Origin of the sequence: Rhizobium sp. X9, assembly GCF_018873185.1 — a bacterium.
In the GTDB taxonomy this organism is placed as follows: domain Bacteria; phylum Pseudomonadota; class Alphaproteobacteria; order Rhizobiales; family Rhizobiaceae; genus Agrobacterium; species Agrobacterium oryzihabitans.
Window position 1 is genome coordinate 1,667,501 of the sequence record NZ_CP071312.1, and the last position, 26,070, is coordinate 1,693,570.

At 58.9% G+C, this 26,070-nt stretch carries 18 protein-coding genes, 1 tRNA gene, 2 rRNA genes and 5 pseudogenes; 13 read left to right on the forward strand and 13 right to left on the reverse strand.

The annotated features are described in order from the left end of the window. The first annotated feature begins 222 nt into the window (after positions 1-222). The 3 genes from JZY08_RS22555 (at position 223) to JZY08_RS22565 (ending at position 3,563) form a co-directional block, all read left to right on the forward strand. Positions 223-3,018, forward strand: a 23S ribosomal RNA gene (locus JZY08_RS22555). Between the two features lie 253 nt (positions 3,019-3,271). Further along, positions 3,272-3,386, forward strand: a 5S ribosomal RNA gene (gene rrf / locus JZY08_RS22560). A gap of 100 nt (positions 3,387-3,486) precedes the next feature. Continuing rightward, positions 3,487-3,563: transfer RNA gene (locus tag JZY08_RS22565), tRNA-Met, on the forward strand. Here JZY08_RS22565 and JZY08_RS22570 read toward each other — a convergent pair. Together JZY08_RS22570 and JZY08_RS22575 are read right to left on the reverse strand one after the other, a co-directional pair. Then, complete coding sequence (locus JZY08_RS22570) at positions 3,520-5,178, reverse strand: recombinase family protein (RefSeq protein WP_216333496.1); 1,659 nt, start codon at positions 5,176-5,178, stop codon at positions 3,520-3,522. The genes JZY08_RS22565 and JZY08_RS22570 overlap by 44 nt on opposite strands. A 13-nt stretch (positions 5,179-5,191) precedes the next feature. Continuing rightward, positions 5,192-5,407 carry a hypothetical protein gene (locus tag JZY08_RS22575; RefSeq protein ID WP_109614972.1) on the reverse strand — a complete coding sequence of 72 codons (216 nt, stop codon included), beginning with the start codon at positions 5,405-5,407 and terminating at the stop codon, positions 5,192-5,194. A gap of 295 nt (positions 5,408-5,702) precedes the next feature. Here JZY08_RS22575 and JZY08_RS22580 point away from each other — a divergent pair, with 295 nt between their 5' ends. The 4 genes from JZY08_RS22580 (at position 5,703) to JZY08_RS22595 (ending at position 8,830) form a co-directional block, all read left to right on the forward strand. Beyond that, on the forward strand, positions 5,703-6,002 hold the full coding sequence (locus JZY08_RS22580; protein WP_109614971.1) for a DUF1778 domain-containing protein: 300 nt from the start codon (positions 5,703-5,705) through the stop codon (positions 6,000-6,002). A gap of 3 nt (positions 6,003-6,005) precedes the next feature. Then, positions 6,006-6,515 carry a GNAT family N-acetyltransferase gene (locus JZY08_RS22585; protein ID WP_109614970.1) on the forward strand — a complete coding sequence of 170 codons (510 nt, stop codon included), beginning with the start codon at positions 6,006-6,008 and terminating at the stop codon, positions 6,513-6,515. Positions 6,516-6,525: 10 nt separating this feature from the next. Continuing rightward, a complete protein-coding gene (locus JZY08_RS22590; protein ID WP_146201560.1) occupies positions 6,526-7,701 on the forward strand; it encodes a hypothetical protein in 1,176 nt (391 codons plus the stop codon). A gap of 160 nt (positions 7,702-7,861) precedes the next feature. Next, positions 7,862-8,830 carry an ArdC family protein gene (locus tag JZY08_RS22595; protein ID WP_367303911.1) on the forward strand — a complete coding sequence of 323 codons (969 nt, stop codon included), beginning with the start codon at positions 7,862-7,864 and terminating at the stop codon, positions 8,828-8,830. Here the strand turns inward: JZY08_RS22595 and JZY08_RS22600 are convergent. From JZY08_RS22600 to JZY08_RS22615, 4 genes and pseudogenes are all read right to left on the reverse strand, one after another. Then, positions 8,760-9,704, reverse strand: a pseudogene (locus JZY08_RS22600) (tyrosine-type recombinase/integrase); the annotation flags it as partial. The gene JZY08_RS22595 and the pseudogene JZY08_RS22600 sit on opposite strands and share 71 nt — an antisense overlap. After that, positions 9,587-10,531 (reverse strand): tyrosine-type recombinase/integrase, encoded by a 945-nt coding sequence (locus JZY08_RS22605; RefSeq protein ID WP_149145806.1) that lies wholly within the window; start codon positions 10,529-10,531, stop codon positions 9,587-9,589. The gene JZY08_RS22605 and the pseudogene JZY08_RS22600, both read right to left, overlap by 118 nt. After that, positions 10,528-11,748, reverse strand: coding sequence for a site-specific integrase (locus JZY08_RS22610; protein WP_024897184.1), 1,221 nt, complete (start codon positions 11,746-11,748; stop codon positions 10,528-10,530). Before JZY08_RS22610 ends, JZY08_RS22605 begins: the two co-directional genes overlap by 4 nt. Before the next feature lie 497 nt (positions 11,749-12,245). Beyond that, positions 12,246-13,118: a LysR family transcriptional regulator gene (locus JZY08_RS22615; RefSeq protein WP_216331764.1), complete on the reverse strand. Its 873-nt coding sequence runs from the start codon at positions 13,116-13,118 to the stop codon at positions 12,246-12,248. Positions 13,119-13,278: 160 nt separating this feature from the next. On the opposite strand from JZY08_RS22615, the gene JZY08_RS22620 reads away from it, so the two are divergent. Further along, positions 13,279-13,998: a hypothetical protein gene (locus JZY08_RS22620; protein ID WP_253204093.1), complete on the forward strand. Its 720-nt coding sequence runs from the start codon at positions 13,279-13,281 to the stop codon at positions 13,996-13,998. A gap of 631 nt (positions 13,999-14,629) precedes the next feature. Then, positions 14,630-14,812 (forward strand): annotated as a pseudogene (locus tag JZY08_RS22625) (zincin-like metallopeptidase domain-containing protein); the annotation flags it as partial. A 107-nt stretch (positions 14,813-14,919) separates the two neighbouring features. Here JZY08_RS22625 and JZY08_RS22630 read toward each other — a convergent pair. The 3 genes from JZY08_RS22630 to JZY08_RS22640 are packed head-to-tail and all read right to left on the reverse strand — an operon-like array spanning position 14,920 to position 18,514. Continuing rightward, positions 14,920-15,924 (reverse strand): site-specific integrase, encoded by a 1,005-nt coding sequence (locus JZY08_RS22630; RefSeq protein WP_125302977.1) that lies wholly within the window; start codon positions 15,922-15,924, stop codon positions 14,920-14,922. After that, positions 15,921-17,285 (reverse strand): tyrosine-type recombinase/integrase, encoded by a 1,365-nt coding sequence (locus tag JZY08_RS22635; protein WP_125302979.1) that lies wholly within the window; start codon positions 17,283-17,285, stop codon positions 15,921-15,923. The genes JZY08_RS22630 and JZY08_RS22635 overlap by 4 nt, the downstream gene beginning before the upstream one ends. Further along, complete coding sequence (locus JZY08_RS22640; RefSeq protein WP_125302982.1) at positions 17,282-18,514, reverse strand: site-specific integrase; 1,233 nt, start codon at positions 18,512-18,514, stop codon at positions 17,282-17,284. The genes JZY08_RS22635 and JZY08_RS22640 overlap by 4 nt, the downstream gene beginning before the upstream one ends. A 142-nt stretch (positions 18,515-18,656) precedes the next feature. Here JZY08_RS22640 and JZY08_RS22645 point away from each other — a divergent pair. After that, positions 18,657-18,794, forward strand: a pseudogene (locus JZY08_RS22645) (antirestriction protein ArdC); the annotation flags it as partial. Next, positions 18,794-19,252 (forward strand): annotated as a pseudogene (locus JZY08_RS22650) (hypothetical protein); the annotation flags it as partial. The pseudogenes JZY08_RS22645 and JZY08_RS22650, both read left to right, overlap by 1 nt. Positions 19,253-19,517: 265 nt before the next feature. On the opposite strand, the gene JZY08_RS22655 reads toward JZY08_RS22650, so the two are convergent. From JZY08_RS22655 to JZY08_RS22670, 4 genes are read right to left on the reverse strand one after another with little or no spacing between them, the layout of a single operon-like run. Next, positions 19,518-19,976, reverse strand: coding sequence for a hypothetical protein (locus tag JZY08_RS22655; protein WP_183901338.1), 459 nt, complete (start codon positions 19,974-19,976; stop codon positions 19,518-19,520). Next, positions 19,973-22,036, reverse strand: coding sequence for a hypothetical protein (locus JZY08_RS22660; protein ID WP_216331765.1), 2,064 nt, complete (start codon positions 22,034-22,036; stop codon positions 19,973-19,975). The genes JZY08_RS22655 and JZY08_RS22660 overlap by 4 nt, the downstream gene beginning before the upstream one ends. Beyond that, positions 22,033-23,571 (reverse strand): site-specific integrase, encoded by a 1,539-nt coding sequence (locus JZY08_RS22665; protein ID WP_183901340.1) that lies wholly within the window; start codon positions 23,569-23,571, stop codon positions 22,033-22,035. The genes JZY08_RS22660 and JZY08_RS22665 overlap by 4 nt, the downstream gene beginning before the upstream one ends. Then, positions 23,568-24,824 carry a tyrosine-type recombinase/integrase gene (locus tag JZY08_RS22670; RefSeq protein WP_216331766.1) on the reverse strand — a complete coding sequence of 419 codons (1,257 nt, stop codon included), beginning with the start codon at positions 24,822-24,824 and terminating at the stop codon, positions 23,568-23,570. Before JZY08_RS22670 ends, JZY08_RS22665 begins: the two co-directional genes overlap by 4 nt. A gap of 146 nt (positions 24,825-24,970) precedes the next feature. Between JZY08_RS22670 and JZY08_RS22675 the strand changes: the two are divergent. Beyond that, a pseudogene (locus JZY08_RS22675) lies at positions 24,971-25,465 on the forward strand (hypothetical protein); the annotation flags it as partial. Between the two features lie 159 nt (positions 25,466-25,624). Beyond that, entirely contained in the window at positions 25,625-26,014 is a 390-nt protein-coding gene (locus tag JZY08_RS22680) for a hypothetical protein (RefSeq protein ID WP_109614967.1), read from the forward strand. Positions 26,015-26,070 lie beyond the last annotated feature (56 nt).

A 26,070-nucleotide genomic window follows, 5' to 3' on the forward strand; every position in this document is an offset into this window, starting at 1 on the left:
CTTCATCTGATGGACATGCTGGATTGATGTTGCCTGACCGCGCATCACCGGATGATATCTCGAGAAGCTGGTCTTAATGGTATGGCTTCGAGGTGCACCGGCGTGCCCTCAAAGAAGACCGTACCGACACGTCGATGTCATCATGAAATGGCTTGATTGTAAAAGGTAATCAGGTTGCCGTTCTGAATTGAACGGCTATGGATGAGCATAGACAATGAGAACGAAGAAGTGAATTAAGGGCATTTGGTGGATGCCTTGGCATGCACAGGCGAAGAAGGACGTGATACGCTGCGAAAAGCCGTGGGGAGCTGCGAATAAGCTTTGATCCATGGATCTCCGAATGGGGCAACCCACCTTAAATGCTTGGAAAATCCAAACCGTCTTCGACGGCTTGGGTTTCCAAGCATTGTGATAAGGTATCTTACTTTCGAATACATAGGGGTAAGAAGCGAACGCAGGGAACTGAAACATCTAAGTACCTGCAGGAAAGGACATCAACCGAGACTCCGCAAGTAGTGGCGAGCGAACGCGGACCAGGCCAGTGGCAATGATGAATAAAGCGGAACGATTTGGAAAAGTCGGCCATAGAGGGTGATAGCCCCTTACGCGTAGAACAGTCATTGTCCTTGAGTAGGGCGGGACACGTGAAATCCTGTCTGAACATGGGGAGACCACTCTCCAAGCCTAAGTACTCGTGCATGACCGATAGCGAACAAGTACCGTGAGGGAAAGGTGAAAAGCACCCCGACGAGGGGAGTGAAATAGAACCTGAAACCGGATGCCTACAAACAGTCGGAGCCCGCAAGGGTGACGGCGTACCTTTTGTATAATGGGTCAACGACTTAGTGTAACTAGCAAGCTTAAGCCGGTAGGTGTAGGCGCAGCGAAAGCGAGTCTGAACAGGGCGATTGAGTTAGTTGCATTAGACCCGAAACCGAGTGATCTAGCCATGAGCAGGCTGAAGGTTGGGTAACACCAACTGGAGGGCCGAACCCGTATCTGTTGCAATAGATTGGGATGACTTGTGGCTAGGGGTGAAAGGCCAATCAAACTCGGAAATAGCTGGTTCTCCGCGAAATCTATTTAGGTAGAGCGTCGACCGAATACCCTCGGGGGTAGAGCACTGGATGGGCTATGGGGACTCACCGTCTTACTGATCCTAACCAAACTCCGAATACCGAGGAGTACTAGTCGGCAGACACACGGCGGGTGCTAACGTCCGTCGTGAAAAGGGCAACAACCCTGACCTCCAGCTAAGGTCCCCAAGTCATGGCTAAGTGGGAAAGGATGTGAGGATCCCAAAACAACCAGGATGTTGGCTTAGAAGCAGCCATCATTTAAAGAAAGCGTAACAGCTCACTGGTCTAAATAAGGGTCTTTGCGCCGAAAATGTAACGGGGCTAAAGCCATGCACCGAAGCTGAGGATATGCCGTAAGGCATGTGGTAGCGGAGCGTTCCGTAAGTCTGTGAAGGCGGACCCGTGAGGGCTGCTGGAGATATCGGAAGTGCGAATGTTGACATGAGTAACGATAAAGGGAGTGAGAGACTCCCTCGCCGAAAGACCAAGGGTTCCTGCTTAAAGTTAATCTGAGCAGGGTTAGCCGGCCCCTAAGACGAGGCGGACACGCGTAGTCGATGGGAACCACGTTAATATTCGTGGGCCTGGTGGTAGTGACGGATCTCGTGTGTTGTACATTCTTATTGGATTGAATGTGCGGCGAAGAGGTTCCAGGAAATAGCTCCACCGTATAGACCGTACCCGAAACCGACACAGGTGGTCAGGTAGAGTATACCAAGGCGCTTGAGAGAACTATGTTGAAGGAACTCGGCAAATTGCACGCGTAACTTCGGAAGAAGCGTGACCCCATTTTAGGCAACTATGATGGGGTGGCACAGACCAGGGGGTAGCGACTGTTTATCAAAAACACAGGGCTCTGCGAAGTAGCAATACGACGTATAGGGTCTGACGCCTGCCCGGTGCTGGAAGGTTAAAGGGAGGGGTGCAAGCTCTGAACTGAAGCCCCAGTAAACGGCGGCCGTAACTATAACGGTCCTAAGGTAGCGAAATTCCTTGTCGGGTAAGTTCCGACCTGCACGAATGGCGTAACGACTTCCCCGCTGTCTCCAACATAGACTCAGTGAAATTGAATTCCCCGTGAAGATGCGGGGTTCCTGCGGTCAGACGGAAAGACCCCGTGCACCTTTACTATAGCTTTACACTGGCATTCGCCAAGGCATGTGTAGGATAGGTGGTAGGCTTTGAAGCAGGGACGCCAGTCTTTGTGGAGCCATCCTTGAAATACCACCCTTATCTTCGTGGATGTCTAACCGCGGTCCGTTATCCGGATCCGGGACAGTGTATGGTGGGTAGTTTGACTGGGGCGGTCGCCTCCGAAAGAGTAACGGAGGCGCGCGATGGTGGGCTCAGACCGGTCGGAAATCGGTCGTCGAGTGCAATGGCATAAGCCCGCCTGACTGCGAGACTGACAAGTCGAGCAGAGACGAAAGTCGGTCATAGTGATCCGGTGGTCCCGTGTGGAAGGGCCATCGCTCAACGGATAAAAGGTACGCCGGGGATAACAGGCTGATGACCCCCAAGAGTCCATATCGACGGGGTTGTTTGGCACCTCGATGTCGACTCATCGCATCCTGGGGCTGGAGCAGGTCCCAAGGGTATGGCTGTTCGCCATTTAAAGCGGTACGTGAGTTGGGTTCAGAACGTCGTGAGACAGTTCGGTCCCTATCTGCCGTGGGTGTAGGAATATTGACAGGATCTGTCCCTAGTACGAGAGGACCGGGATGGACGTATCTCTGGTGGATCTGTTGTCCTGCCAAGGGCATAGCAGAGTAGCTATATACGGAATGGATAACCGCTGAAGGCATCTAAGCGGGAAACCAACCTGAAAACGAGTGTTCCCTATCAGAGCCGTGGAAGACGACCACGTTGATAGGACGGGTGTGGAAGCATGGCAACATGTGAAGCTTACCGTTACTAATAGCTCGATCGACTTCTTCGTTCCCATTGTTCATGTTCATCAAGCAAAGCTTGATGACATCATCTTCTGTCCTCACGGGCCAAAGGCCCTGCGGACGGCGCGCCAAACGATTGGCGACGGACTAGCGTCCTGTATGGCTGCCAAACTCAACATCGAGCAAGGCAGGCAAGCGGACCAGTCACAGAAAGACGTGTAAATTAAAACGAAGCGCAAGCTTCCCAGCTTCTCGAAACAACACGCATGTGAAAACATGTTCAATGTTGCGTTTTGCCGACCTGGTGGTTATCGCGGGGCGGCTGCACCCGTTCCCTTTCCGAACACGGCCGTGAAACGCCCCAGCGCCAATGGTACTTCGTCTCAAGACGCGGGAGAGTAGGTCGCTGCCAGGTCTGCAAAACGCAACAAACATCTTCTCAATCACAAATAAAGGGCTTCAAGCCCCGATCAAAAGGCCGCATAAAGCGGCCTTTATGCTATGATAACGCATTCCGCGGGGTGGAGCAGCCCGGTAGCTCGTCAGGCTCATAACCTGAAGGCCGCAGGTTCAAATCCTGCCCCCGCAACCATCTTTACTTGCAACCCCGCCGCACCCGCAGCGGGGTTTTTGCTTTGCGCGGAAAGTGTAAGGATTCCAGCAAGATCGCCGCGAACGTCGATCTCGACCTTGCCATCCACAGGCGTCAGCACAATGTCCTGAACCAGCGTGCGGATCACCTCGGCCGCCGCCGTCCTGCTTTCCTCGTCGTCGCTTTGCAGCGTCTCGTAGAGCTGTTGGACCCGCTTGCGGTATTGCAGCGCCATGTTCGGGTGCAGCAGGGGAGGCGGCTCGTCGGCCGTTACCAGGAAGTCGCTGAGTTCGGCCTTGCGCGCCCGAAGCTTGTCACCACGCTCCTTGACGTCATCGACGGACAGGGCGTCCTTGAGATACAGGTCCATCAGCTTCTGGACTTCACGGTCGATCTTCTCGATCTCTGCCTTCGCCCGGTCGATGTGGCCGCTGCTTTCCATTCGCAGGCGATTGGTCTCGCGCGTATAGGCGTCGCAGAACTCGGCGAAGATCTTCGGGTCGAGCATCCGGGTGCGCAGTGCGTTCAGGACACGCGATTCCAACTCGTCACGACGGATGTTGACCCGGTTCTCGCAGGTGCCCTTGTTGCGCGCCGTCGAGCAGCCGATATGCGACGCCGAGATCGCCGAATAGCCCCCGCCGCAGCACGCGCACTTCGTCAGCCCGGAAAACAGATACCTCGGCCGACGGCGATAGTTCATCTTCCGGACGTCGGCGACACCGCTCTGGTCCCGCTCCGTCCGGTTCTCGCCCTGCCGTGCCTTCACCGCATTCCAAAGCTCGTCATCGAGGATACGCAGTTCCGGCGTGTCCTGAGTGACCCATTCGGATTCCGGGTTGGGACGCGCCTGGCGCTTGCCGGTATCGGGGTCTTTGACGAAGCGCTGGCGGTTCCAGACGATCTTGCCGACATACATCTCGTTGTTGAGGATGCCGTTCCCGCGCCGGGGATTGCCGTTGATCGTGCTGAAGCCCCAATCTCCGCCGGTCGGCGCCGGAATGCTGTCCCTGTTCAGGGAGACGGCGATCATCTTGGCCGACTTGCCGGCGGCATAGTCGCGGAAGATACGCCGGACGACCTCGGCCTGCGCCTCGTTGATCGTCCGGTCGCCGCGGACGGGCTCGCCGTTGCTGTCAAACTTCTTGACCACATCGTAGCCGTAGGCATTTCCGCCGCCTGACTTGCCGGCCTCGACCCGGCCGCGTTGCCCGCGCCTGGTCTTGTCGGCCAGATCCTTCAGGAACAGGGCGTTCATCGTGCCCTTGAGCCCGACATGCAACTCGCTGATCTCGCCCTCCGACAAGGTGAACATCTTTACGTCGGCATAGCGCATGCGCTTGTAGATGCCGGCGATGTCCTCCTGATCGCGGCTGATCCGATCCAGCGCTTCGGCCATGATCAGGTCGAAGCGCCCACGGGCGGAATCCATGATCAGCGCCTGGATGCCAGAACGCTGAATCATGCTGGAGCCGGAGATGGCGTGGTCGGAATATTCCTCGACCACAGTCCAGCCTTCCTTCTCTGCGCGCAGACGGCACATGCGGAACTGATCGGCGATGGAGGCCTCGCGCTGGTTGTCGGAGCTGTAGCGGGCGTAGAGTGCGATCCTCATCGGGCATCCCTCCTTATCGGGAGTCGCGCGAGGGCCGTCCGTCCATCTGCGACAGGAAATTCTCTCGCGCCAGTTGCTCGCCGAGCAGACGGGCGAGCCGCACGAGGCGCGGGTCCGGGTCGCCGCGCGGGGTGAAGGTGAGTTCGGATGCGTCGACCGGCATCGCATCGAGCAGCGCCTCGCGCTCGCTCTGCAATGCCTTCGTCGATTTGCGTGCATCCTGGGTCATGCCATAAGAAAATCACGGCAAATCCCGAATAAGCAACTGAATCCAAGGGAGAATTGGCGGCGGCATCTGGCGCGTTCCCGCGTGTCGCGGCGCAGAACAGCGTAGAGGAGCGTGCCCTGTCGGAGTAAAATAACCTATGGGTTCTTTGCGAAATCCGCTGCTGGCGCATGTGATCTCCTCGGCGGGCGCCCATCGTTTGTCCTGATAAGAAGTTAACCGAGGCGCAAGTGAACAGACTTTAGCGTATTGCGTTTGGCGCTACAAGTCTCTATATTCCCCTCAAGGAGACGATCACATGGCCAGCACCGTAGAACGTAAGGAATACCCGATCTCGATGCGTCTGCCCGAGGCGGACGTTGCGATGATTGATCGCGCGGCGAGTCTGCGCGGCCGCTCCCGCACGGATTTCGTGCGGGATGCCGCCGTGCGCGCGGCCGAGGAAGTCGTCATGGAGCAGGGGTTGATCCGCATGAGCCCGGAGGGATTTGCGGATTTCATGGAAATCCTGTCCCGCCCGCCCACCATCGTCCCTGAGATGATGGAAGTGCTGAAGCGGCCCGCGCCGTGGGAGCCCGGCTTTGAGCCGAAGCGGTGAGCCGTGGCTTTATCTGCGCCCGAGCCGCTGACTGCGGCCCATGACGTTTCAGCGTTTTCATGCGGCAAGCCCACGCTCGATCACTGGCTGAAGACCCGCGCCCTTGCCAATCAGGAAAAGGGCTTCACGGCAGTCGTCGTCGTTCACGACGCAGGGCGCGTTGTCGGATACTATGGCCTCGCACCGACGGCGGTGGTGCCCTCGATCCTGCCGCGCGCGATCCGCACCGGGCAGCCGCCCAACCCGGTTCCCTGCCTGCTTCTTGGACAACTCGCCACGGACACAGAATGGGCAGGGCAGGGCATCGGCACCGGCTTGATGAAACACGCGCTTCAGCGTTGCGTTCAGGCTGCCCGCCTGATCGGCGGACGGGCCTTGATGGTCAATGCCGTCGATGACGAGGCTGCACGGTTCTGGCAGAGACATGGCTTCATGCCCTCCAAGGATGATCCGCTGGTCCTGCTGCGGGCGATTTCTGACATCGCCGTGATGGTGGCGGATGTCCAGCCCTAACGGAGCCCGTATGAGTTTTGGTGTGAGGCAAAGCCAGCACGTTGCGAAGTGCCCCGCATGCGGAAAACCGCATCACTATGTCGAGGTAAAATTTCCGGTCGAGAACGATCGCGGCGGCTGGGAGGTCGCATGCTTGGAATGCGGCAGTCCCTTCATCATTCGCCTGCGAAATCCGGAGGAATCGAGCCAGCGCGACTTCAGCATTTCGCAGCGGTTCGATGATGAACGTGGTGGCTATCACGGTTCCGCACCGCCCGCGACAGAGGTGGTCGAGCACTCGCTTGATCTAAATGAGAGTAGGCTGCGTTTTGATTACAGCAGCAGCCCAATCTACCGTTGTACGCAGTCTGGAACCGATCTCGAAAAAGCAGCGCTAGGGCAGCTTGAGGCCCATCTTTCCGCGGTTCATGACCAATTTTACATTGCTCGGAATTACATGCTCGCGAACAAGGTTCCAGATATCGATCATGTCGTGGTCACGGTCCCCGTGCCGTGCCAATGCGGTACTCACCACAACGCCGTCTTCTATTTCCGTCTCCTCCTCAATGATACGCCTGCGCCCAAGGCTTCGGAAATGCTGCTCGCCGATGTCCAGGGCGCGTCGCTGGACATCGAACTGACTGGCATTCACTCGAAATCGTTTCTGATGAACACGCTGGAAAAATTGATTGCCCGCTGGCAGCTCAAATTCGACCAGATTGTCATCGCCAGCCCCTTCATCGCCCATCAGTATATGTCGAAGGAAGAGAAGCTGAAGGTCTGGGAGTGGCTCCTCGGCATCCTCGCCCCCCAACGCACCCTCTTCATTACCCGATCAAGTAGCTACAAGGACTATAAGACAGCGCTGCTGGAGTCAGGGCTCGACCACGACATGCTCGCCACCTTTGGCCTGGAGAGTAGGATCATCGGCGTCGGTGCCAAGAAGCAGGACTTCCATGCCAAGGTCTATATCGGCGTGGGAGACACATGCGAGATATTCAGTGGCTCGGCCAATCTCGTGCCTGGCAAGTCTATGGAAAATGCTTCGTTCGCAACCATGGAATTCAAGCGTGTCGTAGCCAGATATCTGAAACCACTTGGCGCTACCCTTCCACCAGTTTCCCCACGTGTGCCTTTCCATCTTGGGATCAGGCTGAAGGATGGCGCTTGGACTGGGAATATCGAAAATGGGGCGTCGCCAATCTAGCGGGGAAAGCCTTCCCCCTGGCCGGCACTTCGTTGCCAGCGCACCCCCATCTGCGGGGAGACCCCGCAACGCCCCCTATAGAGTGAGAGTGCGGACGGGTTTTCCGTGACGGGTTGAGGGCTGGGAGAGAGGCTTCCGGCGCCCGTCGCGGAGAACCGCGATGACCAGACAGGATCGCCGCACGCGCCCCGGCCCCGACCGGGCGAGCCTTTACGACGAAATCACCGACAAGATCATCGGCGAGCTGGAGGCCGGGCGTCTGCCCTGGGTCCAGCCCTGGGGCGCGGCGGCCGTCAAGGCGCCGCTCGCCATGCCGCAGAACGCCGCAACCGGCCGGCGCTATTCGGGGATCAATGTCCTGATCCTCTGGGGCGCCGTCATCGAGCATGGCTTCCCCGGCCAGAGCTGGCTCACCTTCCGCCAGGCGCTCTCGCTCGGCGGCAATGTCCGCAAGGGCGAACGCGGCACCACCGTCGTCTATGCCGACCGCTTCACTCCCGAGGACGAGAAGCGACGCGCCCGCGAGACCGGAGACGAGCCGGACCGCATCCCGTTCCTCAAGCGGTTCACCGTCTTCAACGCCGCCCAATGCGACGGGCTGCCCGAGGAGATCGCCGTTGCCGCGCCGCCGCCCGCGCCCGGCCTGATCGAGCCGCGTGCCGAGGCGTTGATTCGGGCCACCAGCATCGACTTCCGCATCGGCGGCGACCGCGCCTTTTATATGCCCTCGCAGGACTTCGTGCAGGTGCCGCCTCCGCAGGCGTATTTCGAGCCTATCAACTGGCATCGGACGGCGCTGCATGAACTCGGTCATTATGCCGTAAGCTGGATTATGCCGCATGGCCGAGTTCGGCGGCCGTTGCGTCTGCTGTCGGCCATGCGGCAGTTCGGCATAATCAGAGCGTTTCGAGGAAAGCGAGCAGCTCATCGCTTGGGCGATAACGCCCGGTATGCGTTTCTGGGCTGGCAACCTGCGCGAGCGCCTTTTCCTTCAGCCGCATGTCGGCGTGGATATAGATCTGGGTTGTTTCCACGGATTCGTGCCCAAGCCATAGAGCGATCACGGATTGGTCGACACCATGATGCAGCAATTCCATCGCCGTGCTGTGCCGCAACGTGTGCGGCGTGACGCGCTTGCCTGCGAGGCTCGGGCAAACTCGTGATGCTGCTAGGCAATGCTTGCGCACCAGGTGTTCCAACGCATCGCGACTGAGCCGCTCGCCCCGGATCGACGGGAACAATGGCCCATCGCTGTTACGGCGTTCGCCTATCCAGCCCTGAATCAGCTTAGCTGTATCGCGACGAAGAGGAGTGCTGCGTTCTTTCCGCCCCTTTCCGATGCAGCGGATGTAGGCGCCAGTCCCAAGAACCACGTCCTTGCAGCGCAGATTGATCAGTTCTGACGCTCGCAATCCGGTCTGAAGCGCAAGCAGCAACAGAGCGTGATCACGGCGTCCCACCCATATCGTTCGATTTGGTGCTGCGAGCAGCGCCGCGATCTCTTGAGCGTCAAGGAACGTCACGCTTCGCTTCACATACCGCTTGTTCGGCATCGAGAGAATACGCTGGCAATGAAGAAGCCAGCTCGGATCGGTCATTGCGACGTAGCGGAAGAATGATCGGATCGCGGCAAGGCGTGTATTGCGGGTGCGCGCCGTGTTGCCGCGCGCCGTTTCCACATGGGTCAGGAAGTCGGCAACGAGATCGGCGTCGAGATCCTCGATCGTGAGCTTCGTCGGCGGCTTCCCGCACCTGGAACTCGCATACCGGATCAGCAACCGGAATGTGTCCCGGTAGCCAGCGACGGTGTGGCGGCTCGCCTCCATTTGCGTAGAGAGCCGGTCGGTGAAGAAGCGTTGGATCAGCGCGGGGAAGTTGGTCGCCTTCATCGGATTCCCGCCTCCGCCGCCACGCCAGTCATTCGGGACGAAGCCAGTTCCAGCAGTTCCGGGACCGCTTCCAGATACCAATAGGTATTGGCAGGGCTTGCATGACCCAGCCATGTCGTGAGCTTGATCATCTCGCGGCTGACATCTTTGCCCGACCGGTACCAGTTCAGCATGGTCCGCACCGCGAAGGTGTGGCGAAGATCGTGAATGCGCGGCCCACGGCCATGTCGAAGATAAAGCTGCGGCTCTCGTAGCCCAATCTGCTGGCACACATGCGCGAAGTTGTAGCGGGCGCTGCAATCGCCAAGACGATGCCCCTCGCAGGTCACGAAGAATGCTCCCGGCCTGCGCCCGAGCAGCCGGTCCCGCTCGCGGCCGTAGCTTTCGAGCCGTTGCACGACGCTATGATCCAGCGGCAGCAATCGCTCCTTGCCGAGTTTGCCCTGCCGGACGTGAAGAATGCCGGATTCAACCTCCAGGTCAGCAGGATCGAGACCGAGAGCTTCGCTGATCCGAAGTCCGGTCACGGCGATCAGCCCGAAGAGCGTCGAGCAGGTCAGGCCACGCAGGCCGTAGACCGATGGTAACGTCCGCGCCTGATCGATGATCGCAACGATTTCAGCTTCGCTATAAATATATGGATGCACGCGTTGAAGGCGGCCAGGCACCAATCCTCGGGGTGGAGCCTCGTGCCTCGGATCAATGCCATGCAACCATTCCGCAAATTGACGGGCCACCCTGAAGCGTGTTGCCCGGGTTCCGGGACTGGCGGATGGCAGGCTCTCGAGCCAGCGCATGACCAGATTGGTGTTCACGTGCTGCGCGCCATCGCGGTCGGCGAAGGTGGCGAAGCGACGGAGTATCCGTGCATCGGTACTCAGATCGGCGCCGAGGACTCTTCTGAGAGTCACGTAGCGGTCAAGTTCGGCAAGGAAGCTCATCGTGCCTCCTCCGCGACGGGCCAAGATTGGGCGATGGAGCGTAGGCCATCCGTGTCGAGTTTCGCGTAGATCATCGTCGTCGCCCGCGACCGATGCCGTAGCAGATCGCCGATTTCCTCAAGCGATGCGCCGGAGCGCACCATATTCGTCGCTAGGCTGTGGCGCAGAACATGCGAGCCCACATAGGGCGTCGGCGGCTTCACGCCCGTCGCCGCGAACGCTTCCTTCAAGATGTCGTTTATGACCTGGCTGTCCTTGAATGGGCGGTTTGGCGCTCGGTGCGTCACGAACAGCGTGCGCGTGGTCGTTGACGTTCGCTCCTGCTGCAAATAGCCGATGATGGCTTCGCCGACGTCGGGCGGGATTGGCAACCGATCATGACGCTGGCCTTTTCCACGGACCAGCAACTCGCCGGCCCGCCAGTCCACGTCATCAAGCTGCATCGCGATGACCTCCGGTGCGCGCAAGCCGAGGCGGGCCATCAGCATCAGCATTGCGTAGTCGCGGGCGCCGCGCCGCGGATTGACCCGTACCGAGGCCAGAACTGCCTCCACCTCATCGGGAGACAGATGACGCGGAAGCCTGGCGCCCCAGGGCTTATGCGTCCTAGGCACGCTGAGCGACAGGTTGGTCGTCGTCAGGCCCTGTGCGAACAGATACTGGAAGAAGCTGCGCAGATGCGTGGCCGGCGTCTTGTCGCGGAACGGGTGCTTGCGCGCGAGCAGGTGCTCCATGAACGCCACGACATCCCGGATGTTCATCGCCGGAAGATCGAGCATATTGTCACCAAAGCGATGATCGAGGAAGCGATCCGCGAACCGCAGCACATGATAAATCGTTCGCGGGCTGAGGCCGCGCTGCTGCAGAAGATAGGTTTCAAAATTGCTCAGCAACTCTGCACGTTCGGCCTGCGCAGGTGTCAACGGTGGCCGTGTCGCCACCCCGATCTCAATCAGATGCGCGACAAACAGCCTGGCAAGATTGGGAACCTTGATCTGGCTTTTTGGTGTGACCGGCAACCGTCGCCCTAGTTCGACGGCAAGTTCTGGCGTCAACGCCGAGGGTGCAATGCCCTCGGTTTCGAGCAATCGCCCGAAGCGGCGAAGCAGGTATCGGTAATTCGCCAGGGTATCGGGTTTGTAGTTCTTTGCAGAAAGACTGTCCTCGAACGACGCGAAGTAGGGATCAAGGGAGGTAGTCTGATCTGATATTTCCATTTCTTGCGCTCCATGTTGTTGGAGCGACAACCTTCACGACAAAGACATATCTTTCGACCATATTTTGCGACAGCTTCCGACCCCATTGTCGCCGTTCGGAGCGCCGCGTTCGGCGCCCGAAACCTGCCGTTCATTCACTTCCACCCGACGGCAAAGTCGGGGCCGTCTGCTGAAGAGGTCATCAGGGAAATCAAGCGGCTCTTCAAGATTGAAAAGAACCCACCCACTGTTACCCGCGCCGAAGGTCGCCTCACGCGGCGCGGTGGCTTCTTGAAGAGTACGGCCTCGTCACCGACGACTATCACCGCACACAATGGGTGTGGTTCGCTGTGACCTTCACCGCAATCTGGCGCAATTTCTCCAGCGCTAAGTGGCGGATTGCGGGCGAGATCTCGAAGAAAAGTAGAACGGACGTTCGAGCGTGATGCCGCGAAAGTCTGGTCTGAGCCCAAAGTGACGAATGCTGCACGATGGGCGAATGTCGATTACCGACCTCACTACGCCAGCGTGCGCGTCATCTCACGGATCAGATCATTTGTCTCTGGTCTCGTCGTTTGGTGCCGATATCGAAGGGCCAAAACAGTTCTTGATATTTCAAGGCCATCGATGGGTTTCGACACCAGGCCCATGTCCGAAGGAATAGCGGTGGCTGGCAGGATCACCGCACCTGACCCTTGCCGAGCAAGTTCAACTAACCAATCCACGCGATTTGACCGATAGGCCGCGTAGAGTTCGTGACCATGATCCGCGCAGGCCCCATGCAAAACATCCCGCATTTCGCAATTTAGGCGGTCAAGCATGTCAGTTTTAGCAAGAGCCGAAAGAGAGATCGCATTTAGTTCAGACAACGGATGCGACTTTGACACCACGACCTTGTAGTCCTCTTCATAGAGATGGTCTATACGATAGAGGTCTTCACTGACCTTCTCTGCGGTGACTACAACGTCAAATTCACCATCTCGTAACCCGGCAAGAAGCTCGGAGGTTGACGCAACGATCAATTCGATTTCGGCTTGCGGCAATCGCGTACGAGTACGCTCCATAGCTGCCGAAATCCTGTTGTGGCCAATCGTTTCGCCGACACCGACAGAGATTGGAACCCGCTCCAAGCGCATATGACGGACCGCCTCTGCCTTAGCCTGTCGCGTCTCATCGTGAACCTTCTGCAACCTCGGCCGCATGAGTTTTCCGAGGGCCGTCAGCCTGCAGCCCGCACGGTCTCTGACAAACAGGTCACCTCCAAGCTCGTCTTCAAGTTTCTTGATCGCAGTCGTCAAGGAAGGTTGGGAGACATTGGAGGCACTGGCTGCGTGGGTGAAGTTTCGGTGCTCGCAGACGGCAAGAAAATACCTGATCTGGTTCATTTCCATCGCCACATTCTCCGTCACATCTCATTTCAGGCCATCAAAACAAGTTCGATAGTCCACGTCTATCAAAGAATAGAATTTCGGAATTGGAGCCCGGCGCACCCAGCATGGGACAAGAGTACATCGAAGCCAAACACGATGCACTTCAAATCAGGAGACGACCATGAAAGCGCAAATCCTTCAGACATTCGCCGCACTGGCTCTGTTCACAACTTCTGCAACTGCACAGGACAACCCAATGGAAAATCATACTGCCAGCTACATCGCCATGCCCGCCGCCGAAGGCCAGACCGGAGCCTTCGCGGAGTTTCTGGCAGGTGCCGCACCTATCGTGCGGGAAACAGAGACGGGAACTGTACTTTGGTTTGCTCTGCAAGCCGACGATATGCTCGCAATCTTTGACATCTTCGCAGATGAAGAAGCACGCGACGCTCACTTCTCAGGAGCGGTTGCTGCGGCTTTGAAGCAAAACGCCGACGCGCTGGTCGACGGAGGATGGGACGACGGTGTTGTCGCGAATATCAACAACTCCGATGTCCTGTCGGTAAAGGCGCCGGTTGATCTCTACACGGCAACGACCGCAACTTACATCAAGCTCGAAGCTGCTCCAGGTAAAGGCCCCGAATTGGCAGCCTTGCTGACCGCCGCCGGCCCCATCGTCGCAGAAACTGAACCCAAGACATTGTTCTGGGCGGCGCTGCAGATTGACGGGAACAACTTCGCCATCTTCGACATCTTTGCCGACAACTCTGGCCGCGAAGCGCACTTTGCCGGACAAGTCGCCGGACTCCTGAATGAAAAGGCTTCAGAATTGATCTCAGGTGGATGGGACGACGGTGTGGTGGCGAACGTCCACAATTTCGAAATCCTCGCTACCAAGTAATCTGGAGGTGACTTGAGAAAGAAGTGCCCGGTGCAATCCATCGGGCGCTTTGCTGTTTGAATTTAGATTCACGCCAAAGCGGCCGTGCCGGAACTGGCAAGCGAAGCTCGCACTCGCCTCCGGCTTGGAAAGGGCGGCTATCGGCGGGAACATGTCCGCGCCTTCGCCCAACACGCCGAGATCGCGGACGACGCGATCTACATCGAGGGCAGCAAAAAACACCCTATTGAGGACGCCGGTAGCCACCAAAGGAGGAAAGTCGGCGGGAATCGGCGTTCCCGGTTTTTACCAAAGTGGCGGACCGGGTGGGATTCGAACATATACGCCGAAGTAATCGGCTTGCGCTTGGCTACGCCGTGAGCAATGTCGGCTTTCGGGACGCCGCAAGCGGCAGTCGAACGGCCGGAAAGGGGGCGCATTGCGGTCAAAGTACAGTAGCCTGCTGAACGGCCGCTTTCCCGGCTTGGGCGCCCAGAAGCGGTCGGGCAGCTTGCCACCCCATACTCGCCTTCTTCAAAGCGCTCTGATTATGCCGAACTGCCGCATGGCCGACAGCAGACGCAGCAGCCGCCGAACTCGGCCATGCGGCATAATCCAGCTTACGGCATAATGACCGTTATGCCGATATCGGCATAAAATTCACGCCACCGGACACCCCTCCCGCCTCGACCGCGATTTCTCCGGCTCCTTCGGCACGAAGAAATACGCCTTCGAGGAGTTGGTGGCCGAGATCAACGCCGCCTTCTGCTGCGCGTCGCTCGGCATCGTGCCGACTGTCCGCCATGCCGATTACATCGGTTCCTGGCTGGAGTTATGCTCACCTCGTCATAAGTCGAGTTATCCGCAGCAACCCATAATGCGAAGGAAGGCGGCCAGATTGCCTAAAGTTCGGGGTTTCGGGCCACCTTCCTCCGCATTATTTCAGAGCGTGTCGAGCCAGGCGAGAACGCTCGTATCGCGTTTCCACGAGGGCTGGCGGGTGGGTGTTTCGGGAGCACCGACCTTTTCCAATGCCTTGCGCTTTGTTTCGAGGTTGGCTCTGGCGTAGTGGTTGGTTGTGTCGAGGCTCACATGACCGAGCCAGCTACGGATGACCGTGACGTCGACGCCCGCCGATATGAGATGCACGGCGGTTGCATGCCGGAAGGCGTGGGGCGTCACATGCTTGTCGCGCAGGGTTGGTGAGGTTTCGGCCGCTGCCTTCACATAGGCGGCAAGCTTGAACCGGACCCCCGATGCGCTGAGCGGTTCGCCATAGCGGTTAACGAACAGCCTCTGGTTTGGCGCCCGTGGTTGCCGTTCGAGCAGCTTCTGCAACAATATCACGGTTTCCGGCCAGAGCGGGCAGATGCGTTCTTTTCGACCCTTTCCGGTGAGGCGCACGCAGCTCGGACTGTCGAACCGGACCGCATCGGGGCACAGATCGAGCGCTTCCTGTATTCGCGCGCCGCTGTTGTAGAGGAACGAGAGCAAGGCGTGGTCGCGCATACCTTCGAGTGTCGAACGATCAGGCTGAGCCAGGATAGCCGTCACTTCCGCCGGGTCCAGATAGCAGGGTTCCGACACCGGACCGCGCTTAATCGGGATGTTGAGGATTTCGACGCACTGGGCGATCGATCCGGGATCCTTGGTTGCAACGAAGTTGAAGAAGCTGCGTATCGCTGCAAGCCGGCAGTTTCGCGTGCCGATCTTGCCGCCGCGTTCGTGTTCGGCGTGACCGAGGAACGCAATGACCTCTCCGGCGGTTAGATCCGCCAGCGTGATCATCGCCACCTTCTTGCCTGAGCGCTTTGCGACGAACCGGAGGAAGAGTCGCCAGGCATCGCGATACGACCGGACCGTATGGATGGAGGCATTGCGCTGCTCGACCAGCCACTCGTAGAAGAACGCGCGCATCAGCCACGGGAACTGATTGTTCTTGCTCATGCCCGCACCTCCTGCCCGATATTGAGGCATGGCGCGCCCAGCACGCGGAACCGCTCATTGGCGTGATGCAGCAAGTCCTGCGTGACGGTGATGTAGACCAGGGTCGAGTTGATGTCCCGATGGCCGAGATAGGTCGCAAGGAACGGCAGACGATCCTGCGGATTGATGCCTGCCTCGTACCATTCGAGGATCCGGTTCACGACCATCGAATGCCGCAGATCGTGCAGGCGAGGTCCAGTTCGCCCCCGAGGCGGCTTCAGCCCGGCGCGGCGTATGACGTCAACCAGCAGCCAGGCGACGGCCTGCTTCGTATAGCGGTCACCACGCTGTTCGTGCCAGAACAGGCCGGAGCGCGGATCAAGGAACCCACCGGCGCGGCGTCGCGCTTCCGTATATGATCGAAGTTCTACCATCACACTGTCGGGCAGCGGCAGTATCCTGGTCTTGTAGAACTTGGTTTGGCGGATCGTGATCGTGCCGCCTTGGAAGTCCACGTCACCAAGATCGAGGCGAGCCAGTTCGCTTCGCCGCAGACCGGCGCAATAGGCGAGCAGCAGCATGGTGTAGATGCTCGACGGACGAAGCGGCGATCGAGGTGAAGGGTAAGAGCGGGCGATGTCGAGCATACGCAGCACATCGGACGGTGTGTAAATATGCGGTTTTCGCCAATGTCTGGCCACTTCCTTTTCTGGGCGCGGATCAGGTCGGCGGGGCGGGATCGATGGGTCCTGATGGCGCAGGATTTTCGTGAGGACCCGTCGGAGCTTTTCGCACTCGTTGGGATGATTGCGCGTCGTTTTCGCCGCGGACCAGTGTTCAAGCATCACCTCGAGCGGCTGGTCCTGAAGCTCCGGGTTTAGCTGAAGAAAGCGGTCGAGCCGCCATAGCCGCATCGCTTGCGCAGTGTATTTGTAACCCCGGTTGCGCATCAATGTGACGTGCTCAGCCATCATGTTGCCCAGCACACTGCCGAATGGCCTGGGTCGGTATAGTTCGGCAAGCGCGCGATCCGGATCGCTGGAGGCCAGCGCGCGCCACACCGGCTTGCACTGTTTGATATTGCAAGCCTCACGCAGACTGGCGACGGGATTGCGTTCGATCGCTCCGGTTTCTTCAAGGTGATCGAGGAAACGGTCGATAATCCGGGTGCGGTGCAGCCGTGTCGTCGAGGCCCACCGGCCAGGCGACACATGCAACCATGCCACCAGCATGTCCTTGTCGAGCTTGCCGTGGCGTTCGGCGACATCCTGGAAGATGTTGAGCGCCTGCTTGTAGTAGATGGGGCTCTGCGTGGTGCGCAGGTTGAGGCCTGCAATGTACCGCGCGATCAGCTTGCGATCAGGGTCGGGCCAGTTCGTCATGACCGCACCTCCCGTCCCGGCACGTCGAGCGCGATGGCCCGAAGGTCCTCGGTGGCGAGCTTCAGATAGGGAGCTGTGGACTCCGTAGAGCGATGCCCGAGCAGATCGCCGATCACCTTCTGCGGCACGGCGGCGCGCAGCATTTCGACGGCGCGTGCATGGCGGAAGATATGGGAGCCGCTTTTACCAGCCGGCGTGATCCCGGCAGTCGTAAGCCGCCGCCGCACCATATTGGCCAGCATGCCGAGCTTACGATAAGGCGCGCGTGTTCGGACAAAGATCTCGCGAGCATTTGTGACAGGCCGCCCCGTCTGCAGATAGGCGAGCACGGCCTCACCCACCGGCGCCATCAATGGCAGGAATGAGTTGGCCCGGGTCTTGGTGTGCCTGATGCGGATCACTTCCGCCCGCCAGTCGATATCCTCGATCCGCAGGTTGCAGATTTCGCCCGATCTCAAGCCATAGGTCGCCAGCAATTGCAGGATGGCATGATCCCGCAGGCCCGTCGGCGTCTTATCCTCCCCCGAGGACTGCAAAACCGCCGTGACCTGATCGGGCGTAAGGATCGATGGCACCCCTTCATACGCATAGAGCAAGGGGGCGATGACATGCGGCGATAAATCGATGGCGACGCGCCCTGTTCGATGGAGATAGCGCAGCATCGAGCGAAGGCGCTCCGCCACATCCTTCACAGACCGGCGCGTCTGATGAGGGCTGCGCGTGTCCATGTAACGGTCGATGTCGCTGACGGTCATTGCCATCAGGCTGTCGGGACCGTGCCGATCGAGCTGCCAGACCAGAAAGTTACGGCCCTCCCACATCAGCGCGTCGATGCTGGCCGTAGCAAGGCCTCGTTCTTCGCGCAGCCAGGTCTCGTACTCGTCGCAGATGGCAAAGCGCAGTGCGTCGGCCGCGCAGGTCGCTTTCGGCGGGGACGGCCATTGGCCCTGTGCAAGCCGCAGCAAGGCATGGATTCCGGAGCGCGGGATAGAGTGCCAGTATGGCCCCGGAGATCGACCATGGCGCTTCCGGAACAGCGCTACCGCATGATGCAGGTAATGAACCACCTGCGTCTCGGTCACCTCCACAACATCGATGTTCTGCTGTGCAAGGTATTCGACGAACCCGCGCGCATAGGCGCAGTAGTTGCCGATCACCACCGGGCTGTATCGTTGGTTGGTCAGTACAATTCTGAGCTCGGCGATGAGCTCGTAATCAGCATTCAACATTATTGATTCCTCTGCTTGTCAAAACGACAGCAAAGGTCCGGCACAAAATAATGCTGAGCAAATCCCGCTCGCGGAAGCTGGAACCCCGCGGATTTCCAGCGGTGCGGCCGCCTTCCTTCGCATTATGGGCTGCTGCGGATAACTGGAGGTGCTGCGTGAGGACAACCGCGCCATCGTCCGCGCCGCCTCGCAGGCCAGCAAAGCCGCCGACTGGATTCTGTCCTTCCTGCCCGATGTGGACGGGATCGGCACGGCCGACGACGAGCGGGAGGCGGCGTGATGAGTGCGCTCGCCTTTCCAGGCTTCGCTCCCGATCCCGCGCAGGCGGCCGACATCCGGCTGCGCGTCCTCAGCCTCGGCGCCGGCGTCCAGTCCACCACGCTGGCGCTGATGGCCGCGCATGGCGAGATCGGCCCCATGCCTGATTGCGCGGTCTTCGCCGATACCGGCTGGGAGCCGAAGGCGGTCTATGAGTATCTCGACTGGCTGCGGTCGCCCAATGTCCTGCCGTTCCCCGTCCATATCGTCTCGGCCGGGGATCTGCGCGCCGACCTCATCGCCGGCGCACGCGGCGAGCGATGGGCCTCGATTCCCGCCTTCACGCGCACCGTCACACCCGCCGGGACCGAGCTACCCGTCTATGACGAGGACGAGAACGGCGACCTCGTCGTCGTCGGCTCCCGCACCGTGAAGACCGATCGCGTCGGGATCGGTATGATCCGACGCCAATGCACGTCTTATGGGGATACACGGTATGTAAACAACGACGGTTTTGGCTTGTCAACAATGCTTTGGACAACGGCTATGCTGGATTCGGCCATTGAAGTGTAAATAACATCTGCTTCGAAGCTTCCTTCTTCTGAAGTTTATTTACGTTTCGACACGCGCCAACGGTAGCACCCGACCGGCCCGGCGCTGGCCGGGGTTGCAGAGGGTCGGGCGGGTGCGGATGAGGGGCACCTGGAGCACACAGTTTGCTTTGAAGCGCCGGACGCTGTAGCGTTCACATTGATCGTGCTGCCGGCAATTTCCGGGAACGTGCTAAATTGCCTCGCCTGTTAAGCGGTGGAAGCGGACGATCAAGAAACTCTTCGGTTAAGCCCCGAGTGCTGGCATGATACGCCCATCGATGGAACTGTTCGAGCAGAGCATGCTCGCGTTTTTTCAGTTCGGCGTTCTCGCGCTCCAGCCGTTGAAGCCGTTCGAGCGCGGCTTTCAGGGTTGCTGAGGCCGGTCGAAGATTGCCATTTCCGGCGTGTCTATCCGGGCTGCTGCGATGCGTTTCATAGGCAATACGAATGCGATCATGCTTGAACAGGGCTTGCCGGGTATAACTGGCGTGGAACTTCGCGGCGATTGACGCAATCAACGCCGGCCATGTGAGGCGGCCTTCCCATGCGCGGATCATCTCAATGATTGCATCCACACGTTCGGGGACCAGGTTTGGGGATCTGCGTTTCATGCGAAGGACTCCATGGCAGTTTGCAAGGCGCACGGATCAGCCCGAGATTCAGACGTCTCGATGCTCTTGAGATAATCATGTGCGGCGCCCTCGGAGAGCGAATAGGTTTCCTGCTTGCCCAACTGGATTACAGCGCCGTCCTCGACACCGGGGTCTTTCAGGATGGCAATGAGTTGCGCGAGGCGTTTGACGGTGGCGCCATGAACCTCAACCCATTCCTCAGCGCCATAGACTCCATCTGTGACTGCGGCTTGGGCCTGCTCCAGATGTGCAGTCGCCAGCGTCAGAGAGCGTTCGATCCTCTCCATCCTGTCCGGCAGACCTTTGATGCAGACATGCTCGCGGCAGTCCAGGCAATTGCGGAACATCTCGCAAGGTGAAGCAGCAAAGTCGTGAATGCAAAACCCATAGAGAGTCGTATGTGCCGTTGGAACCGCCATTGTGACGTATTCCTCTCGGGAGACCGGCAGATGTTTCGGGATTTCAGCGAGCGGCCCGATGGCTTTTGCGTGATTGCCCACTTTCGCGCGGATTTGTTCGACGATTTCCTCACTTGTCACATGATCGTAGAACGCATTTTGATCGGGACTGCGCCGGCCGCTCCATTTGGCGATGTCTATCTGCGACAGGTTTGCCCCCTGCGCCAGAGTATTCAACCAGTGCCGGAACTGATGGCTTCGAATGGAAAGCCGGCGTTCAGGATCTAGACCCACACGCTGGAAGACAGTCACGCTTCCGGCCTCGTTGTTTTGACCGAGGGCGTAGGCGATATGGTGGTAGCGGAGCGGCTCTATCATGCAGAGGCTCGGTTCTCCATTCCGGAACAGTCCGTATGGAATCGCCGTCAGCGCATCAGCATATTTCAGACCTGTTTTGCTATCGGCTATCGGAAAGCCTGTCGGCAATAGACCAATGAGATGTTTCTCCAGATCCGCGAACCTGATGACCTGGGCGAATTGGCCTGATTGCCGTCGGACCTTGGTTACCTGAAGACCTGCGGTCTTGACCCAATATCGTATGACCGGTCGTGTGGGCTTTGCCAATCCAAGCAAAGGGGCGATTTCCTCAAGTTCAACAAACTCCTTGCCGCGCAGGTGTTCGTGGCCTTCCGGCAGATACAGTCGCGTTGGGTTATTCTCGTACCATCGGGCGACACTCCGCGCCTGATCGGTGATTGCATGGATTTTCCGTAGGGCTTCACGGACGACATCCGCCATGGCCGGCAGGATGAGCTTCACATGATCGGCATAGCCTTTGGAGCCCGCCCACCGCAATCCGAGATACCCGCGTCCATCGTCGCCGGTCTGGTCGACTTCGCAGTTGACAGGCAAGGCGAGAACTTCGTTGATCCGTTCCGGTGCAGAGCAAAGGATCGCTGCGACCGACGTGGTCAGTACGTCGCGCGGGTCCGATGCCAATTGGAACGCTTGTGCAAGCGCGTCGATTGCCTCCGGATCCGGTAGAGATCTGCGCTTTCGCGCTTCGAAAGCGTCGCCGACACGGCCATTCGTGCTGGCCCTCTGTTTGGGATATCTCCAGCGAGCGATGGGATGGACGCACATCAGGTTCCGGTCTAGGAACCGGGCAATCTGGCCGAGGCGAGGGCCGACCGCGTCTGTGGTCGCAACAGCTCCGTTGGCAATGAGTTCGCTCACGGCCGCATCGAAGCAGGCTCTGTCACAATCGGCGAGCGAATCTATCCCGGCCTTCTCCATCGCCGTTCCAATGGCCTCGAAGGCTTTGACCGCGCGTACCACCACAGTGCTGCTAAGATGCGCGGTCTGGCTCCGCACATACGCTTTCGCAAACATTCGTACGTTGGATATCGGGTCTGTTCCCCCGCCGTCGGGAATCCTGTCGAAGAACAGATGAATGCGACCCAGTCGGACGCGTCGATCGCCTTTGGCGAAGCTATGGGCGGTGATATCCCAGCAATCGGAATCAAAATCGAGGTGTGGGTCGAACGCCGCGACCTCGTCCCTTGAATGGGTAATGAAGGCGGCAATGTTGGCCTGCGCATCGACACGTGATCGAGAGATTAACGGAGTGGGCATAGTCATTTGGTTGCCCTCCCGACCATCTCACCGCATTTCCTAACCAGGTCGGCCACTGCGAGGATCGTGAGATCGTTGACGGCCGCGATACGCAGGTCGGCCGTGTTTGCAAGTATTTCCCTCTCTTGCAGCAAGCTATCCAACAAGCTTTCGTGTGGCGCATCCAGCCATGGATTGAAGAAGGTGCACGTGTAGCAGGCTAGTGGTGCTGCAAGCCGGCAATAATCGTGTTTGCCACAAGTGCCGACGGATTCGAGTTGTGAGCGCGTGGCGGTATGGATGATCCTTCCGCGGTCGGTATCCTGACGCATTACGAGCGTCCCTGCGAATGCTTGGGCGACAGGCGCCAGTTGAAGTGCAAGCGCCTTGTCGATGCGTTCCATCATCGCTGGACGGGTTTCGACGTAGATCAAGCTAGAGTCGATCCAGCTATGGTCTAGCAAATCGGCGATAACGGAAGCGGAATGTCCCTCGGCCGCAGCCCGCGTGCCGAGGGTGCGCCTGATCCGGCTCTGGAACAAGTGAAGCTTTCGTCCGGTTCTATGGGATGTAACGGCCAGGTCCTTCAGCAGTCTGCGTAGCTTCTCAGCCATGGACTTACCCGAATGATGACCGCGCAGTCCGATGTCGCCCATATTGATCGAGCTGCGGTCCGACAGGAAGATCGGAGCTACTTCGGGAGCAACATCATGCGCGACTGCCCATTCTCGGGCCTCATCGCACTGCTGTTGAATGAGCGTGCCGAGCGCAGGCGCAAGTTCACGCGGGCGGAAGATCGTTCGCGGGCGAATGCCCTTGCCCTGCTTGATCCGGGTAACCTGCAAGATAAAGATCTTGCTGTTATCCTGCCGAGCGCTGACCGTGAAGTCACCACATTTCAGCATGGCGAGCTGTAATGGTCTCGCGCCAAGCGTGATCGCCAGCATCAACAGCGTGTAATTGGAGGTAGTAAGTTTGCCTTCGGTGAAGGCGTTGCGGATGGCGGAGAGGAGGTTTTCATATTCCATATCCGTGAGAGGACCGGTTTCCGGATCCAGCGTCCTGACAGCGGCGCCGACCTCGTGGTGTTTGGTCTCGAGGTCGGGCAATCTGATGAGCAAATCATCATCGAGGCCGCCAATGCCGAGATCGACCCAGAGCAACAGGTGCTCCTTCAGGCGTCGCAATTTGTAAAGCTCTTTGGCTTTCAACGATGCCCCATACCGTAAGACATCCCTGAGACTGATCATCTCCACGGCTCTCCCAGGCATTTCCTCGGCCAGGAAGCGGATCAGCACCCGGTAGGCGGTCAGCGCCTGAGACGCGCGGGATGGTGCCGCCGACACCAGCAACGCACGGCAGACGTCTTTGATTTGCTGACGTAGCTCAGGTGAAGCGCCGGGGAGATTGTTGAAGTTGAATGAAGCGGGTCCTGACGGTGTCGCTACCACCCACACATCATCCATCGGAATGAAAGCATGTCCGTCGACCGTGTGGAGAACCTGATCCCCGGACATAGATTCGATGGCAGCTTTCGCCGCATGTAACGGCGCGAGCTTCATTCCTTTTCTCCTTCACCGATCACATGGCGTTGGATTTTCATAGAAGCATCGGCGGCAAGACGGCGGGTTCGACGTGTCAGATAGACGTCTGCGCTCCTCGATGTTTCCGACCAACCCATCGCATGATTGCGTGCGCGGCGCTCATCTTCGGTTGAAAGTTTCGCCCGGTCCGCGATTTCCGAGAAGTCTTCGTTCCAACTGTGGCGCAGGACATGGCATGACAGATCGTCCCCAAGCTGGGGATGGTGTAGTCGAAGCCCGCGGAAGATCTTGGTGACGGACGACAACGACAGGGGTGCCCCGTCATCTGCCACGAACAGAAAGTCGTGTTTTCTTGCCGCCCGAAGTTTCGAGCGGTGCCTGACGATGTGTTCATGGGTCATATAGGCAAGTTCATCGCTTATGCCGATGCTTCGTTCCCGTGTCTTGGTGTTGGGCTGGAGTCTCCGAGGGTCACTGGCATCGTCTTGCCGACGCACAATGTCAGCCATGTTGCTACGAAAGTTGAGCGCCTTGATCCTTAGACCCAGCAGCTCACCTCGACGCAGACCAGTGCCAATACCCCATAGAATAAGCAGACGGTTCCGATCGCGATGGAATTCACTCGACCACGGATTGTCGATCGACTGAGGATCGATGACACGAAGCAACTCAGCCTTGGCGTCCCTGCCCAGGCTCATTCTCGCCAGCATCACCCGACCGGAAGGTATGCGAGCGCTCAGTCGATCAAGGAAGCCTTGAAGCAATTCCATGTAACGGATGCGCTGCTGGAGCGTTGAGGTTATCCGGGAGGAGGTCACCTCGCCCAGCCAGCCAAGGTAGGTTCTGGCGTAATGAAGACGGATACTTGCCGTGGTGGCTGACACACTGTCTCGCATTGGCTTTGCTGATAGCGCTCCCTGCCTACCTTGTTCGCCGCGAAGTGTTCGACGCGACATTGCAACCAGTTCATCGAGCTCGTGCGCATCAAGGAATCTGCCGTCGATAAATCTTTCCTGAAGTGCGATCGAACGAAGCTCGGTAAATGCCAGAAGGAACTGAACCCCGCGAAGCGCCTGTTCGATGGTGGCAGCGGACCCGCTTCCGGGGCGCACTACCGTCGTGGCGTAAACACACGCGTCGAACTCAGGCATGCCCGTATCCACTCGGACGAGCATCGGCATGCGTTCGCCGCTTCCAAAGACAATGGTTCGAATGCGGTGAGGTGGTGAAACATACTTGCTCGGGACAGAGCCGATTTGGCGCATCAACATAGGATCCTCAAAAGTTAACAGTTGGGCGAGGTATCCCATAAAGCCGGATGGTGAGCGCCAGTGAGAGATCGTCAACAGGACAAAAATGGCTTTTGAACAGGAAGTTAAGCCACTTTGTTGTCAATTCAATCGGAGGTCACCTTAACACCGGCGACTACAAGATCGTGCCGATCCGGCGAAAGGTGCGCGAACTGCTCGGCATTGCCGGGCGGCGCTCCCCAAAATTTCCGGTCGTCGAGCAATGGATCGGCATTTCGCTCGACGAGGCGCTGCGCATGAAGCCCTCGTTCGAGAGCTGGCAGGTCAATCGCTGGCCCCTGATCGAGCGGGGCATGACCCGCAACGACTGCCTGCGCTGGCTGGAGCGGCACGACTATCCCCTGCCGCCCAAGAGCGCCTGCATCGGCTGCCCGTTCCATTCCGACGATCGTTGGCGGCACATGCGCGACCATGATCCCGAGGCATGGACCGACGCCGTGTCAGTCGATGCCGCCATTCGCACCGGGTTCCGTGGCATTCGCGGCGAGATCTATCTTCACCGCTCCGCTGTCCCTCTCGACCTGGCCGATCTGTCGACCGAGGCCGATCACGGCCAGCTCGACCTCTGGCCGAACGAATGCGAGGGAATGTGCGGAGTGTGACCTGCCTGAAACCCGCGCAATCGCAAAGCCGGATTTCCGGCTTTGCGGCTTTCCGGTTCTGCGACGCCGTGCCTCTGGAGTCAGAGGGCGGCGCTTCGCCTCGTGACGGGTTGCAGGCTGCGAGAGAGGCTCGCGGCCGCCCGTCATGGAGAAAGGTTAATGACCACCACGCAATCGCGGAACCCCCTGAAAATCTACCTCGTCTGTTACGGTTCCGAAAACGAGTCCTGGCTTTGCGATGCCGAGGACCGCGATCACGCCGTCGAGCAGTTCAACAGCGCGGAGATGGACGGCGACATCAACGAGGTGTTCGAGTGCGTCCCCGCCTTGAGCCGCTATTTCGTCCGCCAGCGCCGGGCGATGTGGGTCTGCTTCGTCCAGGAGGTCGAAGCCGAAGACGAAGAGGCTGCGGTCGATGCCTTCTACGAGCAGTTCGACCCGCAGCATTCGTTCGTGGAAGGCGCCCTTCAACATGCGGATCACGGCCCGGCAATTGTCTTCGACAGGCGGGACTACCCGTCCGCGCAGGAGGTCGCCGAGGCCGACTGATCGGAAGCGGGTTTGCGGTTCCGCGATAGTCCGGTGCCGGTTTGATGGCGCTGCCC

Bases quoted from the DNA above. Each gene is read 5' to 3' on its own strand.
- JZY08_RS22570 (WP_216333496.1), bottom strand. From the start codon at position 5,178: ATGAGGATCGCACTCTACGCCCGCTACAGCTCCGACAACCAGCGCGAG.
- JZY08_RS22575 (WP_109614972.1), bottom strand. From the start codon at position 5,407: ATGACCCAGGATGCACGCAAATCGACGAAGGCATTGCAGAGCGAGCGC.
- JZY08_RS22580 (WP_109614971.1), top strand. From the start codon at position 5,703: ATGGCCAGCACCGTAGAACGTAAGGAATACCCGATCTCGATGCGTCTG.
- JZY08_RS22590 (WP_146201560.1), top strand. From the start codon at position 6,526: ATGAGTTTTGGTGTGAGGCAAAGCCAGCACGTTGCGAAGTGCCCCGCA.
- JZY08_RS22595 (WP_367303911.1), top strand. From the start codon at position 7,862: ATGACCAGACAGGATCGCCGCACGCGCCCCGGCCCCGACCGGGCGAGC.
- JZY08_RS22605 (WP_149145806.1), bottom strand. From the start codon at position 10,531: ATGAGCTTCCTTGCCGAACTTGACCGCTACGTGACTCTCAGAAGAGTC.
- JZY08_RS22610 (WP_024897184.1), bottom strand. From the start codon at position 11,748: ATGGAAATATCAGATCAGACTACCTCCCTTGATCCCTACTTCGCGTCG.
- JZY08_RS22615 (WP_216331764.1), bottom strand. From the start codon at position 13,118: ATGGAAATGAACCAGATCAGGTATTTTCTTGCCGTCTGCGAGCACCGA.
- JZY08_RS22620 (WP_253204093.1), top strand. From the start codon at position 13,279: ATGAAAGCGCAAATCCTTCAGACATTCGCCGCACTGGCTCTGTTCACA.
- JZY08_RS22630 (WP_125302977.1), bottom strand. From the start codon at position 15,924: ATGAGCAAGAACAATCAGTTCCCGTGGCTGATGCGCGCGTTCTTCTAC.
- JZY08_RS22635 (WP_125302979.1), bottom strand. From the start codon at position 17,285: ATGACGAACTGGCCCGACCCTGATCGCAAGCTGATCGCGCGGTACATT.
- JZY08_RS22640 (WP_125302982.1), bottom strand. From the start codon at position 18,514: ATGTTGAATGCTGATTACGAGCTCATCGCCGAGCTCAGAATTGTACTG.
- JZY08_RS22655 (WP_183901338.1), bottom strand. From the start codon at position 19,976: ATGAAACGCAGATCCCCAAACCTGGTCCCCGAACGTGTGGATGCAATC.
- JZY08_RS22660 (WP_216331765.1), bottom strand. From the start codon at position 22,036: ATGACTATGCCCACTCCGTTAATCTCTCGATCACGTGTCGATGCGCAG.
- JZY08_RS22665 (WP_183901340.1), bottom strand. From the start codon at position 23,571: ATGAAGCTCGCGCCGTTACATGCGGCGAAAGCTGCCATCGAATCTATG.
- JZY08_RS22670 (WP_216331766.1), bottom strand. From the start codon at position 24,824: ATGTTGATGCGCCAAATCGGCTCTGTCCCGAGCAAGTATGTTTCACCA.
- JZY08_RS22680 (WP_109614967.1), top strand. From the start codon at position 25,625: ATGACCACCACGCAATCGCGGAACCCCCTGAAAATCTACCTCGTCTGT.